The sequence below is a fragment of the Streptomyces recifensis genome (assembly GCF_002154615.1).
Taxonomy (GTDB): domain Bacteria; phylum Actinomycetota; class Actinomycetes; order Streptomycetales; family Streptomycetaceae; genus Streptomyces; species Streptomyces griseoluteus.
On the sequence record NZ_MUNH01000067.1, the window covers coordinates 1 to 17,718 of the forward strand.

A 17,718-nucleotide genomic window follows, 5' to 3' on the forward strand; every position below is an offset into this window, starting at 1 on the left:
GCACGCCTCCGGCGGCGGCGGCGTAGGGCCAGGCGGTGTGGCTGAGGGCCTGGACGGTGGCCGAGGTGTCGCCGGTGGTGGCGGCCGCCTTCTCGTCCAGCGCCGAGCCGTCCGCGACCCCGGCGAGCGCGGCGGCGACGATGCCCGCGCCGGAGAGCGTGAGCAGCGCGGCGACGGCGAACCGGCCCGTCCGCCGCACCGCGAACACGGCGACCAGCGCGGCGAGGCCCACGACGGCGAGAGCGGCGGGGACGCCGGTGACGTCGCTGCCCGTGGCGGTCAGCGGGAAGTTGCCGCCGGCCACGGTCGCGGTCCCCTCGGCCCAGCGCTGCCGGGTCGACAGCAGCGCCACGGCCGCGCCGAGCGCGCCGAACAGCAGGGCGGCGGCGAGGCTGCGCCGGCCGGAGCGGGGGGGCGCGGCGGCTTCGGAACGGGGGTGCGGTACGGCAGTCACGTACTCCACTATCGCCTGAACCCCGGACGAAGCGTCATCCGGGGTTCCCGCGAGTGGGTCACACCGTGCCCAGGCGGTTGGCGGTGTGCACGGCGCGCAGCACGGCCGCCGCCTTGTTGCGGCACTCCTGGTCCTCCGCGACCGGGTCGGAGTCCGCGACGATCCCGGCTCCGGCCTGCACGTATGCCGTGCCGTCGCGCAGCAGGGCGGTGCGGATGGCGATGGCGGTGTCGGAGTCGCCCGCGAAGTCGAGGTAGCCGACGCAGCCGCCGTACAGGCCGCGCCGGGAGGGTTCGAGTTCGTCGATGATCTGCATCGCGCGGGGCTTGGGGGCGCCGGAGAGGGTGCCGGCCGGGAAGCAGGCGGTGAGCACGTCGAAGGCGGTCCGGTCACCGGCGACCTCGCCGGTGACGGTGGACACGATGTGCATCACGTGCGAGTAGCGCTCGATCGACATGAAGTCGACGACCTCCACCGAGCCGGGTTCGCAGACCCGGCCGAGGTCGTTGCGGCCGAGGTCGACCAGCATCAGGTGCTCGGCGCGCTCCTTGGGGTCGGCCATCAGCTCGTCGGCGAGCGCCTGGTCCTCCTGCGGGGTGGCGCCCCGGTGCCGGGTGCCCGCGATGGGGTGCACCATGGCGCGGCCGTCCTCGACCTTGACCAGCGCCTCGGGCGAGGAACCGACCACGTCGAACCCGTCGAACCGGAACAGGTACATGTACGGGGACGGGTTGGTGGCCCGCAGCACCCGGTACACGTCCAGCGCGCTCGCGGTGCACGGCGTCTCGAAGCGCTGGGAGGGGACGACCTGGAACGCCTCGCCCGCGCGGATGCGCTCCTTGACGTCGTCCACGGCCGCCCGGAAGTCGGGGCCGCCCCACAGGGCGGTGTACTCGGGCAGCTCGGAGGGCGGCAGCACGGCCGGGGGCTGGGCGACCGGGCGGGCCAGGTCGGCCTCCATGGCGTCGAGCCGGGCGACCGCGTCGGCGTACGCCTCGTCCACGCCGGTGTCGAGGTCGTTGTGGTTGATCGCGTTGGCGATCAGCAGGACCGAGCCCTCCCAGTGGTCCATCACCGCGAGATCGCTGGTCAGGAGCATGGTCAGCTCGGGCAGGTGCAGGTCGTCGCGCTCGCCCGGGCCGATCTTCTCCAGGCGGCGGACGATGTCGTAGCCGAGGTAGCCGACCATGCCGCCGGTGAAGGGCGGCAGGCCCTCCTGGTGCGGGGTGTGCAGGGCCTGGAGGGTGGCGCGCAGCGCGGCGAGCGGGTCGCCGTCGGTGGGGACGCCGACCGGCGGGGTGCCGAGCCAGTGGGCCTCGCCGTCGCGCGTGGTCAGGGTGCCCGCCGAGCGGACGCCGACGAAGGAGTACCGGGACCAGGAGCGGCCGTTCTCGGCGGACTCCAGCAGGAAGGTGCCGGGGCGTTCGGCGGCGAGCTTGCGGTAGAGGGCGACGGGGGTGTCTCCGTCGGCGAGGAGCTTGCGGGTGACCGGGACGACCCGCCGGTCGGCGGCGAGCTTGCGGAAGGTGTCGAGGTCCATGGCGTTCACCGGTCCTCCCCCTTGAGCAGCACGTCGGCGTCGAAGCAGGTCCGGTCGCCGGTGTGGCAGGCGGCGCCCGTCTGGTCGACCTTGACGAGCACGGTGTCGGCGTCGCAGTCCAGCGCGACCGACTTGACGACCTGGACGTGGCCGGAGGTGTCGCCCTTGACCCAGTACTCCTGGCGGCTGCGGGACCAGTACGTGCAGCGGCCGGTGGTCAGCGTGCGGTGCAGCGCCTCGTCGTCCATCCAGCCGAGCATCAGCACCTCGCCGGTGTCGTACTGCTGGGCCACCGCGGGGACGAGGCCGTCCGGGTCGCGCTTGAGGCGGGCGGCGATCTCGGGGTCGAGGCCGCTGGGACGGGGGCTGCCGATCGTACGGGTCATGGGTGCCATTGTGCCGTGCGGCGTCCGGGGTCACGTTCCGTGTCCGCTGCGTGGTCCTCGGCGGTGGCCGTACGCTGAAGTCATGTCGACCTTCGCCAAGCGTGAACGGCTCCTGCTCGCAGACCTCTTGGAAACCGCCGGCCCGGACGCACCGACCCTGTGCGAGGGCTGGACGACCCGTGATCTGGCCGCGCACGTGGTGGTGCGCGAACGGCGCCCCGACGCGGCGGCCGGGATGCTCGCCAAGCCCCTGGCCTCCCGGCTGGACAGGGTGATGGAGGAGTACGCGGCCAAGCCCTACGACGAGCTGATCCGGCTGATCCGCACCGGCCCGCCGAAGTTCTCCCCGTTCCGGCTGAAGCAGCTGGACGAGGCGGCCAACACCGTCGAGTTCTACGTCCACGCCGAGGACGTGCGCCGCGCCCAGCCGGACTGGAGCCCGCGCGAGCTGGACCCGGTGTTCCAGGACCTGCTGTGGTCGCGGCTGGAGCGCACGGCCCGTCTGACCGGCCGGCACGCCCCGACCGGCCTGGTGCTGCGCCGCCCGGACGGCCGTACCGTGGTGGCGCACCGGGGCACGCCGGTGGTGACGGCGACCGGTGAGCCCTCGGAGCTGCTGATGTTCGCCTACGGGCGCCAGGACGCGGCCAAGGTGGCGCTGGAGGGCGACGCGGACGCGATCGCCTCCCTGCACGACGGCCGCCGGCTCGGTCTCTGAGCCGCTCCGGGCACCTGACGAGAGCGGGGCACCGGCATGATCAAGGTCGCCATGACCGGGGTGTACGTGGACGACGTGGCGCGGGCGCACGCCTTCTACACGGAGGTGCTGGGGTTCGAGACCCGGCTCCACCTGGACCTCGGCGAGGGCGTGCTGTTCGTGACGGTGGGCGCGCCCGGGGGCGTCCAGCCGGACCTCCAGTTGCTGCTGGAGCCCGGCGGGGGCCCCATCGCCGAGCCGTACCGCACCGCGCTGTACGAAGCGGGGCTGCCGACCATCGTGTTCGAGGTGGACGACATGCGCGTGGAGTACGAGCGGCTGCGCGCCGCCGGTGTCCGGTTCACCCATCCCCCGCAGGAGCAGGGGCCGGTGCTGGCGGCCGTGCTCGACGACACGGTGGGCAATCTGGTCCAGCTCACCCAGCGGCTGCGCTGACTCCTCAGACGGGCAGCTCGGCCCGCCTGAGGTGCGGGAAGCACAGCACCACGACCCCGCCCAGCCCGCACACCGCCGCGCTGGCCACGAACACCGGCCCGAGCCCCCACACGCCGATCGCGGTGGCCGCGAACGGCATGCTGAGCGGGGCGAGCCCCAGACTGACCAGACTGGCGACGGCGGTGATCCGGCCCAGGTAGGCGGGGTCGGCCTGGGTCTGGAGCAGGGCCCCGCACATCGCGCCGCTGAGCCCGGCGAGCAGCCCGACCAGCAGGGCCGTACCCACCGCCGCGGGGAGCACCGGCACATAGGCGAGGGCGCCGATGGCGACCGACCCGGCGAGGATCGAGCAGGCCGCGGTCAGCCCGGCGCGCGGAACCCGGCCGCGTACCGCGAGCAGAGCGGAGACGGCACCCGCGCCGACGCCGAACCCTGCGAGCACCCAGCCCATGCCGGCCGCGCCCCAGCCACGCCGGTCGGCGAGCAGGGTGAGGCCGACGTTGAGCGGGCCGACGAAGCCGAAGTCGCCGAGGGCGATGGCGAGCATCAGCGGGCCGAGGACGCGGTGGCGGCGGACGTAACGCAGGCCGTCCACCAGGCCCGCCCAGGCGGTGCCCGCCTCTCGGTCGGTCTTCTCGTCGGGGAGCGGCCTGATCCGGACGGTGATCAGCAGGGGCAGCGAGAGCGCGATGAGCAGTCCGGCCAGTCCGAACGTGGTCGCCGCGCCGCCCATGGCCACACCGAGCCCGCCGAGCGGGGCGCCGACGACACCGGCGATCCGGATGGCGAGCCCGCGCAGGCCCTGCACGCGGGCGAGCTGACCGGGTGCGGTGATCCGGGCCGGGAGCGCGCCGACGGCCGGCATGAAGACGGCGTCGACGGTGCCGAAGACCAGCGCCAGTGCGGCGAGCGGCCACAGGCCGGGCGTGGTGACGGACAGCAGCGCGGCGACCGCGAGCACGGCCGCGCAGCGCACGGCGTCGCTGCCGACGACCACCCGGCGCGGCCCGAACCGGTCCGCGATCACCCCGCCGCCCAGCAGCAGCAAGGTCCTGGGCACCGCGCTGGCCGCCATCACGAGCCCGGCCTGCGAGGGGCTCCCGGCCCGCACGGCGGCCCAGGACAGCGCGATGTAGTAGACGTTGTCCCCGAGCATGGACGCGGTGTACGCGCCCAGCCACCGCAGGACGTTGGGGTCGCGATGAGCCGCCCGGCCGCCTGTCGGGGCGGCCGGGCGTATCTCGGTGTCGGTGCGGGGGCCCGGTTCAGACACGGACCGGGTGGCCCGCTTCTCGCAGGGTGTGCTTGACCTGGCCGATGCGGAGGTCGCCGAAGTGGAAGACGGAGGCGGCCAGTACCGCGTCCGCGCCCGCGTCGACGGCCGGCGGGAAGTGCGCGAGGGCGCCCGCGCCGCCGGAGGCGATCACCGGGACGGAGACGTGCTTGCGGACGGCCGCCAGCATGTCCAGGTCGTAACCGTCCTTGGTGCCGTCGGCGTCCATCGAGTTGAGCAGGATCTCGCCCGCGCCCAGCTCGGCGGCCCGGTGCGCCCACTCGACCGCGTCGATGCCGGTGCCCGTGCGGCCGCCGTGGGTGGTGACCTCGAAGGAGCCGGAGGGGGTGCGGCGCGCGTCCACCGAGAGGACCAGCACCTGTCGGCCGAACCGCTCGGCGATCTCGCGGATGAGGTCGGGCCGCGCGATGGCGGCCGTGTTGACGCCCACCTTGTCGGCGCCGGCCCGCAGCAGCTTGTCGACGTCCTCGGCGGTGCGGACACCGCCGCCGACGGTGAGCGGGATGAAGACCTGCTCGGCGGTGCGGCGCACCACGTCGTAGGTGGTCTCCCGGTCGCCGGAGGAGGCCGTGATGTCCAGGAAGGTCAGCTCGTCGGCACCCTCGGCGTCGTAGACCTTGGCCATCTCCACCGGGTCGCCCGCGTCGCGCAGGTTCTGGAAGTTGACGCCCTTGACGACCCGGCCGTTGTCCACGTCCAGGCAGGGGATCACGCGTACGGCCAGGGTCATGAGGACACTCCTCGGAACGCCTCCACCTCGATCTCGACGACCAGGCTGGGGTCCACGAAACCGGAGACGATGATCATGGATGCGGCGGGCCGGACGGTGTCGAACAGCTCCTTGTGTGCGCGTCCGACCTCCTCCACGTCGCGGGCGTGGGTGATGTACATACGGGTGCGCACCACATCGTCACGGCCGAGGCCCACCTGCGCCAGCGCGCCGAGCGCGACGCCGAAGGCGTTGACGGCCTGCTCGTAGGGGCCGCCCCCGGCGATCTGCCCGTCCACGATGGAGGTGCAGCCGGAGACCAGCACCAGGCCGTTCGGCAGTTCCACCGCGCGGGAGTAGCCGAACTGGTCCTCCCAGGGCGCGCCGGTGCCGATCCGGCGTACGTCGCTCACCGGGACACCGCCGCGAGAGCCTCTTCCAGGGTGAACGCCTTGGCGTACAGCGCCTTGCCGACGATGGAGCCCTCGACGCCGAGCGGCACGAGGTCGGCGATGGCGCGCAGGTCGTCCAGCGAGGAGACGCCGCCGGAGGCGACGACCGGGCGGTCGGTGGCCTCGCAGACGTTCTTCAGCAGCTCCAGGTTGGGGCCCTGGAGGGTGCCGTCCTTGGCGATGTCGGTGACCACGTAGCGGGCGCAGCCCTCGCGGTCCAGGCGGGCGAGCGTCTCGTAGAGGTCGCCGCCGTCGCGGGTCCAGCCGCGGCCGCGCAGGGTGGTGCCGCGCACGTCGAGGCCGACGGCGATCTTGTCGCCGTGCTCGGCGATGACCTTGGCGACCCACTCGGGGGTCTCCAGGGCGGCGGTGCCGAGGTTGACGCGGGTGCAGCCGGTGGCGAGGGCCGCGGCGAGGGTGTCGTCGTCGCGGATGCCGCCGGACAGCTCCACCTTGATGTCCATGGCCCCCGCGACCTCGGCGATCAGGGCCCGGTTGTCCCCGGTGCCGAACGCGGCGTCCAGGTCGACCAGATGCAGCCACTCGGCGCCCGCGCGCTGCCAGGCGAGGGCCGCCTCCAGCGGGGAGCCGTAGGAGGTCTCGGAGCCGGACTCGCCGTGCACGAGGCGTACGGCCTGGCCGTCGCGGACATCGACGGCGGGGAGCAGTTCGAGCTTGGCCATGGTCTCAGAGGGTTCCGATCCAGTTGGTGAGGAGCTGGGCGCCGGCGTCGCCGGACTTCTCGGGGTGGAACTGGGTGGCCGACAGCACGCCGTTCTCCACGGCGGCCACGAACGGCCCGCCGTAGGTCGACCAGGTCACCGCGGGCGGGGTCATGGCCGCGCTGAGCTGCTCGAAGTCCCAGTCCTGCACGGCGTAGGAGTGCACGAAGTAGAAGCGGCTCTCCGGGTCCAGCCCCGCGAAGAGGCGGGAGCCGGCCGGGGCGTCGACGGTGTTCCAGCCCATGTGCGGCACCACGTCGGCCTTGAGCGGGCCGACCGTGCCGGGCCACTCGTCCAGGCCGTCGGTCTCCACGCCGTGCTCGATGCCGCGCGCGAACAGGATCTGCATGCCGACGCAGATGCCGAGCACCGGGCGGCCGCCGGCCAGGCGCCGGTCGACGACCCAGTCGCCGCGGGCCTCGCGCAGGCCGGTCATGCAGGCGGCGAACGCGCCGACGCCGGGCACCAGCAGGCCGTCGGCGTTCATCGCCTTGTCGAAGTCGCGGGTGATCTCCACCTCGGCGCCCACGCGGGCCAGCGCGCGCTCGGCGGAACGGACGTTGCCGAAGCCGTAGTCGAAGACCACGACCTTCTTCACGTCGCTCAACTCCACACCCCCAGCCGCATGACGCCCGCGACCAGGCACATGGCCGCGCCGATGGAGACCAGCACGATCAGGCTGGTGGGCATCTTCTGCTTGACGAAGGAGATGATGCCGCCGACCAGGAAGAGGCCGACGACGATCAGGATGGTGGACAGTCCGGTCATGGGGTTACAGCGCGCCCTTCGTGGAGGGGAGGATGCCGGCCGCGCGCGGGTCGCGCTCACTGGCGTAGCGCAGCGCGCGGGCGAGGGCCTTGAACTGGCACTCCACGATGTGGTGCGCGTTGCGCCCGTAGGGCACGTGCACGTGCAGCGCGATCTGGGCCTGGGCGACGAAGGACTCCAGGATGTGCCGGGTCATCGTGGTGTCGTACTCGCCGATCATCGGCGCCATCTTCTCGGGCTCGGTGTGCACGAGGTAGGGGCGGCCGGAGAGGTCGACGGTGACCTGGGCGAGGGACTCGTCCAGCGGGACCGTGCAGTTGCCGAAGCGGTAGATGCCCACCTTGTCGCCGAGCGCCTGCTTGAAGGCGGCGCCGAGCGCGAGCGCGGTGTCCTCGATGGTGTGGTGGGTGTCGATGTGCAGGTCGCCGTCGGTCTTCACGGTGAGGTCGAACAGGCCGTGCCGGCCGAGCTGGTCGAGCATGTGGTCGTAGAAGCCGACGCCGGTGGCGATGTCGGTCTTGCCGGTGCCGTCGAGGTCGATCTCGACGAGGACCGAGGTCTCCTTGGTGGTGCGCTGCACGCGTCCTGTGCGGCTCATGCGTCAAGCTCCTTCTTCAAGTCCCGTACCGCGTCGAGGAACGCGTCGTTCTCTTCGGGGGTTCCGGCGGTCACCCGGAGCCATCCGGGCACGCCGTTGTCCCGGACCAGCACCCCCTTGTCGAGGATGCGCCGCCACGCGCCGTGGGTGTCCTCGAAGCGGCCGAACTGCACGAAGTTGGCGTCGGACTCGGTGACGTCGTAGCCGATGGCCCGCAGTTCGGCGACGAGCCTGTCCCGCTCGGCCTTGAGCTGCTCGACGTAGCCGAGCAGCGTGTCGGTGTGCTCCAGCGCGGCCAGCGCGGTCGCCTGGGTGACGGCGCTCAGGTGGTAGGGCAGCCGGACCAGCTGGACGGCGTCCACCACGGCGGGGTCGGCGGCCAGGTAGCCGAGGCGCAGTCCGGCGGCGCCGAACGCCTTGGACATGGTCCGCGAGACCACCAGGTGCGGGCGGCCCTCGAGGAGCGGCAGCAGCGAGTCGCCGTGGCTGAACTCGATGTACGCCTCGTCCACCACCACCATGGACGGCTTCGCCGCCTGCGCGGCCTCGTACAGGGCGAGGACGGTCTCCGGCGGGACGGCGTTGCCGGTGGGGTTGTTGGGAGTGGTGATGAAGACGACGTCGGGCCTGTGCTCGGCGATGGCACGCTCGGCGGCGGCCAGGTCGATGGTGAAGTCCGCGCCGCGCGGTCCGGAGATCCAGCCGGTGCCGGTGCCGCGCGCGATCAGCGCGTGCATCGAGTACGAGGGTTCGAAGCCGAGCGCGGTGCGGCCGGGTCCGCCGAAGGTCTGCAGGAGCTGCTGGATGACCTCGTTGGAGCCGTTGGCCGCCCAGACGTTCCGGGCGTCGAGGGGGTGGTGGCCGCTCGTGGTGAGGTACTTGGCGAGTTCGGTGCGGAGCTGGACCGCGTCCCGGTCGGGGTAGCGGTTCAGGTTCCGGGCCGCATCGCGCACCCGCTCCGCGATCCGCTCCACCAGCGGCTCGGGCAGAGGGTAGGGGTTCTCGTTGGTGTTCAGCCGGACGGGGACGTCCAACTGGGGCGCGCCGTAGGGGGACTTGCCGCGCAGCTCGTCCCGTACGGGGAGTTCGTCGATGCCGGTCACTTGGTCCCCGGTACCTTCCAGCCGAAGCGGGCCTTGACGGCCGCGCCGTGCGCGGGCAGGTCCTCGGCCTCCGCGAGGGTCACCACGTGGTGGGCGACCTCGGCGAGGGCGTCCTGCGTGTAGTCGACGATGTGGATGCCGCGCAGGAAGGACTGCACGGACAGGCCCGAGGAGTGGCAGGCGCAGCCGCCGGTGGGCAGCACGTGGTTGGACCCGGCCGCGTAGTCCCCGAGGGAGACCGGCGCCCAGGGGCCGATGAAGACGGCGCCCGCGTTGCGCACCCGGTCGGCGACGGCGGCGGCGTCGCGGGTCTGGATCTCCAGGTGCTCGGCGCCGTACGCGTCGACCACCCGCAGGCCCTCCTCGACTCCGTCCACGAGGACGATCGCGGACTGCTGACCGTTCAGCGCGGGCACGATCCGGTCGTCGATGTGCTTGGTCGCGGCGACCTGCGTCTTCAGCTCCGCCTCGACGGCGTCGGCCAGGGCGGTCGAGTCGGTGACGAGGACGGCGGCGGCCAGCGGGTCGTGCTCGGCCTGGCTGATCAGGTCGGAGGCGACGTGCACCGGGTCGGCGGTGTCGTCGGCGAGGACCGCGATCTCGGTGGGGCCGGCCTCCGCGTCGATGCCGATCTTGCCGGTGAAGAAACGCTTGGCGGCGGCGACCCAGATGTTGCCGGGGCCGGTGACCATGTTGGCGGGCGGGCAGGACTCCGTGCCGTAGGCGAACATCGCCACGGCGGTGGCGCCGCCGGCCGCGTAGACCTCGTCCACCCCGAGCAGGGCGCAGGCGGCGAGGATGGTCGGGTGCGGCAGGCCACCGAACTCCGCCTGCGGCGGGGAGGCGAGCGCGACGGAGCCGACGCCGGCCTCCTGCGCGGGCACCACGTTCATGATCACGGACGAGGGGTAGACCGAGCGGCCGCCGGGCGCGTACAGCCCGACCCGGTCGACGGGGACCCACTTCTCGGTGACGGTGCCGCCGGGGACGACCTGGGTGGTGTGGGTGGTGCGGCGCTGGGCGCGGTGGACCAGGCGGGCCCGGCGGATGGACTCCTCCAGGGCGGCGCGCACGGCCGGGTCGAGGGCGGCGAGCGCGTCGGTGAGCGCCTCGGCCGGGACCCGGACGGATTCCAGCCGTACTCCGTCGAACTTCTCCGCGAAGTCGATCAGTGCCGCGTCGCCACGATGATGCACGGCCTCGCAGATCGGACGCACCTTCTCCAGGGCGGCCGAGACGTCGAAGTCGGCTCGGGGCAGCAGGTCGCGCAGGGCGGGGCCCTCGGGGAGGGCGTCGCCGCGCAGATCGATTCGGGAGATCACAGTCCCAATTCTCTCAGACCGGCGCCGGGCCCCGTCCGCGCGTATCAATGGCTGATACAGAACGTGGGACAACCGGTGGCACAGAGCGTGGCCGGAACCCGCGAATTCACCCTCACTTTGTGTGTCGAACCCGTCACTCCACGGGCATGAGCCGGGGAACGACGTGTGGGACGGACGTGGGCGGCGGGCCGGGCGGTGACGCCCGTGGCCGGCTCGCGGGAGAGGAGCCGCGGTGACCGAGGCACTGGCGGCGGGTCCGGGCGCCCAGGAGCTGCCGGACGATCTGACCCCGGCCGAGGCGGGCATGTGGCAGGCGTTCCGCAACGGCAGCGTGTACGACCTGAGCAGCGGCGACCCCGGCGTGGACGACCCGCACGGCGGCGTCCCCTGGGGCCCGGAGCGCAGTGTGCGGGCGCGAGTGGTCTGCTGGCTGCTGCTGGACGGACCGCCCGCGCTCGCCGGCCGCGTCTCCTCGCTGAAGCTGACCGGGGTGCGGATCACCGGCACGGTGGACCTGGCGGGCGGCACCGTCACGCCGTACGTGGAGCTGCGGTGCTGCCGGTTCGACGACGAGGTCCGGGTGCCGGAGGCGCATTTCACCACCGTGCGCCTGGTGGACTGCGCGGTGCCCCGCCTGGAGGCGGCGCGGGTGCGCACCGAGGGCGACCTGCATCTGGCGCGCTGCCGCTTCCGTACCGGCATCCGGCTGACCGACGCCCGGATAGGCACCGACCTGATGCTCAACCAGGCGGTGGCGCACCGGGACCGGGGCGGGCGGTCCATCGCGGCCGACGGCATGACGGTGGGCCAGGACCTCCAGGCGGAGATGCTGGAGTCGTACGGCGAGCTGCGGCTGCGCGGCGCCCAGGTCGGCGTGTCGCTGAGCCTGCGCGGGGCCCGGCTGTCCAACCCGTACGCCCGGCTGGCGCTGAACGCGCCGCAGCTCACCGTGGAGCGGACCCTGTACCTGACCCCGGCCGCGGTGGGCAGCCCGCTGCTGAGCGGGACGACACCGGCGCGCGGGACGCGGGTGCAGCGCTTCGAGTGCCGGGGCGGGATGCGGCTGGACGACGGGCGGTTCGGGGACGCGGTGGACCTGGAGGGGGCGCGGTTCGTGCTCACCGACGACCAGGAGCTGTCGCTGCGCCGGGTGCAGACGCCCGAGCTGCGCTTCCTCGGGGACCGGCCGCCGTCGGGCCGGGTGGTGCTGTCGGGCGCCCGGATCGTCAGCCTGGTGGACAACGTGGGCAGCTGGCCGGAGCCGGGGAACCTCCAGATGCGGGGCTTCACGTACGAGAACCTCGTACCGCGCGGCCCCTTCCCACTGACCCACCGGCTGGACTGGGTGGCGGCGGCGACCGCCGAGTACCACCCGGAGCCGTACGAGCGGCTGGCGGCCGTGCTGCGGGCGGCCGGGGAGGACGAGGACGCCCGCGACGTGCTGCTCGCCAAGCACCGCCGGCGCCGCGAGACCCTGCCGCTCGCGGCCAAGCTGTGGGGGTACGCCCAGGACTGGACGGTCGCCTACGGGTACCGGCCGGGCCGGGCGGCGCTGTGGCTCGCGGTGCTGTGGGCGGCGGGCACGCTGGCCTTCGCGCACGCCGACCCGCCCCCGGCGCACTCCGAGGACCATCCGGCGTGGAGCCCGGCGCTGCTCACGCTGGACCTGCTGCTGCCGGTGATCGACCTGGGCCAGCTCGACCAGTGGCGGTTGCGCGGTGCGTGGCCGTGGCTGGCGGCGGCGCTGATCATGCTGGGCTGGGTGCTGGCGACGGCGGTGGCGGCGGGGGCGACCCGGCTGCTGCGGCGGAGCTGAGGCCAAGGGATCGCGTGGGGTCCGTGGCGGCTTTTTGGTGGCAGGGGCCTGACAATAGTGGAAAAGCCACCTTTTTGCGGTTCCTTGACCCTCGGCGGCACAACCTTCCGCAACTTGCCGCAACCCTCTGGCGCGGGCCCGACCTGCGGACTTTCAATGGTCGGCACCATGGTTCTGCTGCCGGCGTTCCTCCGCCCCACCCGGAAGACACGACGCGCCTCGCGCCCGGACTCCCCCGCACCGGCCGACGACGTCATCCTCGACGCGCCCGACGACCGCCTCTCCCCCGCCCTGGTCGCGGCCGGGCAGGGCGAGTTCACGGTCGCCGCCGCCCTGCTCGCGGCCACCCGCGCGGGGGCCCAGTGGGAGGAGCGCGACGTCTACGCCACCCGGCTCGCCGCCTTCGCCCGCTCCCGCCCCGAGTGGTTCGAGGCCTGGCGGGCGGCCGACCCCGGCGACCCCGGCGTGCTGCTCGTGGGCGCCCAGCTGGCCGTGGACCGCGCCTGGCCCTCGCCGGGCCGCGCCGAGCTGCTGCGCGAGGCCAGCCCGCTGATCACGGCCGCCGCCCGGGCCGACGACCGCGACCCGGTGCCCTGGCGGATCGCGCTGGACCACGCGCGCGGCTCCCGCGCGGGCCACCGTTACTTCGAGGAGCTGTGGGAGGCGGCCGTACGCCGCTCCCCGCACCACTACGGCTGCCATGTGGCGGCGCTGCGCTATCTGGCCACCTTCTGGCACGGCTCGCACCGCGAGTGCTTCGACTTCGCCGAACCGGCCGCCCAGGACGCCCCGCCCGGCTCGCTGGTGCAGGCGCTCCCGCTGCGGGCCGCCTTCGGCTACCTCACCGACGCCTGCGGCCCCGAGGTGCCCCGCGAGAGGCTGCTCGCGGCCGCCGACCGCGCGGCGGCACTCTCCGCCCGTTTCCCGGCCGCCGACCCCCGCCTCGCCCAGGTCCGCAACAAGCTGCTCTACGTCCTGCTGCGGCTGGAGCGCTGGGAGGAGGCCCGCACCCAGCTCGCGCTGATCGGCCCGTACGCCACCTCGTACCCCTGGAGCCGGGTGTCCGAGGACCCGCTCGGGCACTTCCTGCGGCTGCGCGACGCCCTGCTGACCGACGCGCCGCCCGCCGCCCTGGCCGCCCTGCTTCCGGCCCCGCCGCGCGCCCACGTCTGAGCCCGACGGGGGCCGGCGGGGGGCCGGCCGGGCCGGGATCGGTGAGACTGCCGCTGGCGCCGCGGGCGCTCCCGCGCGCCGGACCATTAGGCTGGGGCGTCGTGACCACCGCCCGCCTGCCCCTCTTCCCGCTGAACACGGCGCTGTTCCCGGGACTCGTACTGCCGCTGTCCGTCTTCGAGGAGCGGTATCGCGCCATCATGCGCGAGCTGCTGAAGACCCCGGAGGACGAGCCGCGCCGGTTCGTCGTCGTGGCGATCCGCGACGGCCACCAGCTGGCGCCGAGCGCCACGGGGCTGCCCGACCCCGACGCCGACACCGAGGAGGGCCCGGCGGCCGGCTTCGGCCCCGACCCGCTCAAGGCGCTGCACCGGGTGGCCTGTGTGGCGGACGCCGCGACCATCCGGGAGCGTCCGGACGGCACCTTCGAGGTGCTGTGCACCGGCACCACCCGCGTCCGGCTGCTCTCGGTCGACGACTCGGGGGCGTTCCTCACCGCCGAGGTGGAGGAGCTGCCCGAGGAGCCCGGCGACGAGGCGGGCGCGCTCGCCGAGGGGGTGCTGCGCTCCTTCCAGCAGTACCAGAAGCGGCTGGCGGGCGCCCATGAGCGCTCCATCTCCGCCGACTCCGACCTGCCGGACGACCCCGGTGTGATCTCCTACCTGGTGGCGGCCGCGATGGTGCTGGACACCCCGACCAAGCAGCGGCTCCTCCAGGCACCGGACACCGCGTCCCGGCTGCGGGACGAGCTGAAACTGCTTCGCGCGGAGACGGCGATCATCCGTAGTCTGCCGTCACTGCCCGCGTTCGAGCTGACGCGGGCGCGCACCAGTCTGAACTGACGGAACAGAGGGCCGGCACCCGCGATGGCGAAGAAGTCCAAGAAGCAGCAGGCGGGCGGCACGCCCGCCACGGTGGCCCTCACCGCGGCGGGCGTGGACCACAGGGTCCACTCCTACGAGCACGACCCGGCCCACCCCTCCTACGGCGAGGAGGCCGCCGAGGCGATGGGCGTCTCCCCCGACCGGGTCTTCAAGACGCTGGTGGCCGACGTGGACGGCGCGCTGACGGTCGCCGTGGTCCCGGTCTCGGGCACGCTGGACCTCAAGGCGCTGGCGGCGGCCGTCGGCGGCAAGCGGGCGGCGATGGCCGACCCGGCGCTCGCCGAGCGCACCACCGGCTACGTACGCGGCGGCATCTCGCCGCTGGGCCAGCGCAAGAAGCTCCCCACCGTGCTGGACGAGTCGGCCGGGGCCCACCCCACGATCTGCGTCTCGGCGGGCCGGCGCGGCCTGGAGGTCGAACTCGCCCCGGCCGACCTGGCCGCCCTGACGAAGGCCGTGCTGGCGCCCATCGGCCGCGGCTGACCGCCTACGCGGACGGCGTCCCGTACGGGCCCTGCGGCTCGTGGTCGTAGGGTCCCCGTTCGTACGGGTCGGGGTCGCGGGGGCCGAAGAGGGCCGTCAGGCCCAGGTGGACCAGGAGCGCGCCCAGCGGCCAGGCCAGCAGGGCGCCCTTGGCGCCGAGCCGGAGCGGGGCCGGGAAGGTGACGCCGGCGCCGGCCGCCCTGGCGTGCGCGATGACGTCCGAGGTCGGGCCCAGCCAGACCCCGAGCCGCCAGGCCAGCAGCGAGGCGAGCAGCCCGCCGACACCGAGGCCCACCACCAGCGGCACACCCCCGCGCCGCCGCAGCAGGAACACCAGGACCGCGCTGATCAGGCCGAACGCCAGGCCCAGCAGGGCGAAGGTGCCGTCCACCCCGGCCGCCTGCTCGCCCTCGGTGTCCTTGAGGTAGACCACCCAGCTCCGGTCGGTCTCCTCACCGACGAGCGGTACGTGCGGGGCCAGCCACCACCACAGCAGCCCCAGCAGCACCCCGGAGAGGGCCACCGCCACGGCCACGACGACGGCTTCGCGTACTTCGGTCTTCATACCGGGGCCGTCCTGTCCGTACGGGTCCGCGACCGGTGTCCCGCCCGAGGGGCCCCCTCCGTGCTGATGCGCGAAGTCGTCGTGCGGCGGCGGTGGCGGAGTCAGCGGTGCGGTCACCCTGACATCGTGCCAGGTCGCGTCGCGCGCCGCGTCACCGGACGGCGGCCCTGCGGTACGCCCGGGTCGCCACGGCCAGCGAGATCACTCCGACGCCCGCGCACACGCCCAGGTCAGCGAGGACCACCGCCCAGTCGGGGTCCGGGCCGAAGGTGCGCGCGTACGCCTCCACCCCGTAGGTCGAGGGCAGCAGGTCGCGGGCGAAGCGCACGACGCCGGGCATCCGGTCGGCGGGCAGCACGCCGAGCAGCAGCGCCGCCGACATGCCGAGCTGGCCGAGCAGCGTGGCGAGTTCGGGGCGCGGGGCGAGCAGCCCGAACGCGGCGCCGAGCCCGGACAGCGCGGCCCCGGCCAGCGGGATCACCGCCAGCAGCACCCAGAGGTTGGACAGCGGCAGCCCGAACAGCGCGCAGCCCACGACCGCGGTGACCAGCGTCCCCGGCACGGTGAAGGAGGCGTACGCGGCCGCCGCGCCCAGTACCACGGCGGCCGGCGGCACCGGCAGCGTGGCGTAGTGGTCGAGCCCGCCGCTGGCCCGCAACTGGCCGAAGTACTGCGAGAGCAGGTTCAGCGCCACGTAGGCGACGACCAGCACCGAGGACCCGGCGACCACGGCCTGCGCCTCGGGCCCGCTGTCCACGACGCCCCGCATCATCACGGCGATGCCGACCGACTGGAAGGTCGCCACGAACAGCAGCGGGATGCGCGCCACCCGGGCCCGCGACAGCTGGGCCCGGTAGACGGCGGCGAGCGACGGCCACAGCCGCACGGGCGGGCCCAGCTCGGCCGCGCGCCGCGCCTGCCCCGGCCCGCTCGTCGCGGTGCCCGGCAGGACCTCGGCGGGTACGACACTCACGACGCGCTGCTCCTCTTCCCGACGGCGGCCGGACAGACGTCCCCGAGGGACCATACGGATGCGATCAGGACCGCGCTCACGCCTTCACCAGCCCCTGCCGGGCGGCCCCGCCGAGGGCGAGGTAGACGTCCTCCAGGCTCGGCGTGGCGAGGGTGAAGTCGTCCAGCGCGGCGAAGGCGGCCCCGCCGGTGACGGTGGCGACCGCGGCTCGCGCCTCCTCGGGGGCGAGCCGGAGCGTCCAGCGGCGCCCGGCCTCCACGGCCCGCTCGCGCAAGTCGGCGACCTCGGGCACCTCCAGCGGCGCCCGCTCCCGCCAGACCAGCTCGACCCGCACCTCTCCGGAGACCCGCTCCTTGAGCCCGGCCGGAGTGTCGCAGGCGATCACCCGGCCCTCGTCGAGCACGGCGACCCGGTCGAGGACGGTCTCGGCCTCGATGACGTTGTGGGTGACCAGCAGCACGGTCGCGCCCTGCTCGGCCCGGCGCCGGTCGACGGCGGCCCAGACGGCGCGCCGGGCCACCGGGTCCATGCCGGTGGTCGGCTCGTCCAGCACCAGCAGGGGGCGGGCGCCCACGAGGGCGGCGGCCAGGCAGGCCAGCCGCCGCTGGCCGCCGGACAGCTTCTTCAGCGGGCGTCCGGCGAGCGGGGCGAGGCCCAGTTCGTCCAGTACGGCGTCGCGTTCTGCGCGGGCGGCGCGTGCCTCCAGGCCGCGCAGCCGGCCGGTGGTCTCGGCGGCGAGGGCCACGGTCAGCTCGTCCAGCGCGGAGGACTCCTGGCCCAGGTAGGCGAGGATGCGGGCGGCCCGCTCGGGGTGGCGCACGATGTCGTGGCCGAGGATCTCGACGCTGCCGGAGTCGGGGCGCAGCAGCCCCGTGAGCTGGCGGACCAGGGTGGACTTGCCCGCGCCGTTCGGGCCGAGCAGCCCGAAGATCTCGCCGTGCCGCACGTCCAGGGTGACCTGGTCGGTGGCCCGCACCTCGGGCGCCCCGGCGGCTCCGCGCCGCCCCTTGACGGGGGGATAGGTCTTGCTGAGCGCGCGCACGCGTACGACGTCGTCGTACCTGAGTGGCTCTCCCGCGCGCGTGGTCACGAGGGACGAGACTACGCGGTGCGGCCCCTTTACTCGCCTTTGGGGCACCTCATCTCGGCATCCGCCGGTCAGGGCGCGTTCACTCCCCGGCGGTGGCGTTCTCCGCCGCGGCCGGGACGTCGAACTCCCGCCAGAACCCCGCCCGGATGGCGTAACGGTCGTGCTCGTCGATCTGGTCGTCCTTGTGGGCGAGCAGACCGAAGCGGGCCGCGTAGCGCAGCAGCTCGCCGTCG

General features: G+C 74.0%; 21 protein-coding genes and 1 pseudogene. 6 read left to right on the forward strand and 16 right to left on the reverse strand.

Features of this window, described 5'->3' with window-relative positions:
* The 3 genes from CCN33_RS04430 to hisI all read right to left on the reverse strand — a co-directional run.
* Positions 1-463 (reverse strand): TIGR02234 family membrane protein (locus tag CCN33_RS04430; protein WP_086691309.1); only part of this gene is annotated, 463 nt, incomplete at its 3' end.
* Positions 464-512: 49 nt separating this feature from the next.
* Positions 513-1,994 (reverse strand): anthranilate synthase component I, encoded by a 1,482-nt coding sequence (locus CCN33_RS04435; protein ID WP_086691337.1) that lies wholly within the window; start codon positions 1,992-1,994, stop codon positions 513-515.
* 5 nt (positions 1,995-1,999) lie between these two features.
* Positions 2,000-2,380: a phosphoribosyl-AMP cyclohydrolase gene (gene hisI, locus CCN33_RS04440; RefSeq protein WP_086691339.1), complete on the reverse strand. Its 381-nt coding sequence runs from the start codon at positions 2,378-2,380 to the stop codon at positions 2,000-2,002.
* Positions 2,381-2,462: 82 nt separating this feature from the next.
* Between hisI and CCN33_RS04445 the strand changes: the two genes are divergently transcribed.
* Together CCN33_RS04445 and CCN33_RS04450 are read left to right on the forward strand one after the other, a co-directional pair.
* The gene (locus CCN33_RS04445; RefSeq protein ID WP_086691311.1) at positions 2,463-3,098 is read left to right on the forward strand and encodes a TIGR03085 family metal-binding protein; all 636 of its coding nucleotides are present in this window, start codon (positions 2,463-2,465) and stop codon (positions 3,096-3,098) included.
* Between the two features lie 36 nt (positions 3,099-3,134).
* Positions 3,135-3,533, forward strand: coding sequence for a VOC family protein (locus CCN33_RS04450; RefSeq protein ID WP_086691313.1), 399 nt, complete (start codon positions 3,135-3,137; stop codon positions 3,531-3,533).
* Positions 3,534-3,537: 4 nt separating this feature from the next.
* Here the strand turns inward: CCN33_RS04450 and CCN33_RS04455 are convergent, their stop codons facing one another.
* Genes CCN33_RS04455 through hisD form a run of 9 tightly spaced genes read right to left on the reverse strand, consistent with a single transcriptional unit; the run spans position 3,538 to position 10,501 of the window.
* Positions 3,538-4,773 (reverse strand): MFS transporter, encoded by a 1,236-nt coding sequence (locus CCN33_RS04455; protein ID WP_244173647.1) that lies wholly within the window; start codon positions 4,771-4,773, stop codon positions 3,538-3,540.
* A 25-nt stretch (positions 4,774-4,798) separates the two neighbouring features.
* Complete coding sequence (gene hisF, locus CCN33_RS04460; protein ID WP_086691315.1) at positions 4,799-5,557, reverse strand: imidazole glycerol phosphate synthase subunit HisF; 759 nt, start codon at positions 5,555-5,557, stop codon at positions 4,799-4,801.
* Positions 5,554-5,949, reverse strand: a complete 396-nt coding sequence (locus tag CCN33_RS04465; RefSeq protein ID WP_086691317.1) for a RidA family protein — start codon at positions 5,947-5,949, stop codon at positions 5,554-5,556. Before CCN33_RS04465 ends, hisF begins: the two co-directional genes overlap by 4 nt.
* Positions 5,946-6,671: a bifunctional 1-(5-phosphoribosyl)-5-((5-phosphoribosylamino)methylideneamino)imidazole-4-carboxamide isomerase/phosphoribosylanthranilate isomerase PriA gene (gene priA, locus CCN33_RS04470; RefSeq protein WP_086691319.1), complete on the reverse strand. Its 726-nt coding sequence runs from the start codon at positions 6,669-6,671 to the stop codon at positions 5,946-5,948. The genes CCN33_RS04465 and priA overlap by 4 nt, the downstream gene beginning before the upstream one ends.
* Before the next feature lie 4 nt (positions 6,672-6,675).
* On the reverse strand, positions 6,676-7,323 hold the full coding sequence (gene hisH, locus CCN33_RS04475; RefSeq protein WP_086691321.1) for an imidazole glycerol phosphate synthase subunit HisH: 648 nt from the start codon (positions 7,321-7,323) through the stop codon (positions 6,676-6,678).
* Positions 7,314-7,478: a hypothetical protein gene (locus CCN33_RS31835; protein ID WP_030810044.1), complete on the reverse strand. Its 165-nt coding sequence runs from the start codon at positions 7,476-7,478 to the stop codon at positions 7,314-7,316. Before CCN33_RS31835 ends, hisH begins: the two co-directional genes overlap by 10 nt.
* Before the next feature lie 4 nt (positions 7,479-7,482).
* Entirely contained in the window at positions 7,483-8,076 is a 594-nt protein-coding gene (hisB, locus tag CCN33_RS04480; protein WP_026248532.1) for an imidazoleglycerol-phosphate dehydratase HisB, read from the reverse strand.
* Positions 8,073-9,179, reverse strand: a complete 1,107-nt coding sequence (locus CCN33_RS04485; protein ID WP_086691323.1) for a histidinol-phosphate transaminase — start codon at positions 9,177-9,179, stop codon at positions 8,073-8,075. The genes hisB and CCN33_RS04485 overlap by 4 nt, the downstream gene beginning before the upstream one ends.
* Positions 9,176-10,501, reverse strand: coding sequence for a histidinol dehydrogenase (hisD, locus tag CCN33_RS04490; RefSeq protein ID WP_086691325.1), 1,326 nt, complete (start codon positions 10,499-10,501; stop codon positions 9,176-9,178). The genes CCN33_RS04485 and hisD overlap by 4 nt, the downstream gene beginning before the upstream one ends.
* A gap of 232 nt (positions 10,502-10,733) precedes the next feature.
* On the opposite strand from hisD, the gene CCN33_RS04495 reads away from it, so the two are divergent.
* The 4 genes from CCN33_RS04495 to ybaK all read left to right on the forward strand — a co-directional run bounded on the left by CCN33_RS04495 (position 10,734) and on the right by ybaK (position 14,857).
* Positions 10,734-12,317 carry an oxidoreductase gene (locus tag CCN33_RS04495; protein WP_400902344.1) on the forward strand — a complete coding sequence of 528 codons (1,584 nt, stop codon included), beginning with the start codon at positions 10,734-10,736 and terminating at the stop codon, positions 12,315-12,317.
* A gap of 156 nt (positions 12,318-12,473) precedes the next feature.
* Positions 12,474-13,490, forward strand: coding sequence for a hypothetical protein (locus CCN33_RS04500; RefSeq protein ID WP_208621655.1), 1,017 nt, complete (start codon positions 12,474-12,476; stop codon positions 13,488-13,490).
* A gap of 101 nt (positions 13,491-13,591) precedes the next feature.
* Positions 13,592-14,332, forward strand: coding sequence for an LON peptidase substrate-binding domain-containing protein (locus CCN33_RS04505; RefSeq protein ID WP_086691327.1), 741 nt, complete (start codon positions 13,592-13,594; stop codon positions 14,330-14,332).
* 24 nt (positions 14,333-14,356) lie between these two features.
* Positions 14,357-14,857: a Cys-tRNA(Pro) deacylase gene (gene ybaK, locus CCN33_RS04510; RefSeq protein WP_086691329.1), complete on the forward strand. Its 501-nt coding sequence runs from the start codon at positions 14,357-14,359 to the stop codon at positions 14,855-14,857.
* Positions 14,858-14,861: 4 nt separating this feature from the next.
* On the opposite strand, the gene CCN33_RS04515 is transcribed toward ybaK, so the two are convergent.
* The 4 genes and pseudogenes from CCN33_RS04515 to CCN33_RS32775 form a co-directional block, all read right to left on the reverse strand.
* Positions 14,862-15,539 (reverse strand): AAA family ATPase, encoded by a 678-nt coding sequence (locus CCN33_RS04515; protein ID WP_086691331.1) that lies wholly within the window; start codon positions 15,537-15,539, stop codon positions 14,862-14,864.
* A gap of 34 nt (positions 15,540-15,573) precedes the next feature.
* Positions 15,574-16,395 (reverse strand): ABC transporter permease, encoded by an 822-nt coding sequence (locus tag CCN33_RS04520; protein WP_086691333.1) that lies wholly within the window; start codon positions 16,393-16,395, stop codon positions 15,574-15,576.
* A gap of 76 nt (positions 16,396-16,471) precedes the next feature.
* Entirely contained in the window at positions 16,472-17,485 is a 1,014-nt protein-coding gene (locus CCN33_RS04525; RefSeq protein ID WP_086691335.1) for an ABC transporter ATP-binding protein, read from the reverse strand.
* Between the two features lie 79 nt (positions 17,486-17,564).
* A pseudogene (locus tag CCN33_RS32775) lies at positions 17,565-17,718 on the reverse strand (NYN domain-containing protein); the annotation flags it as partial.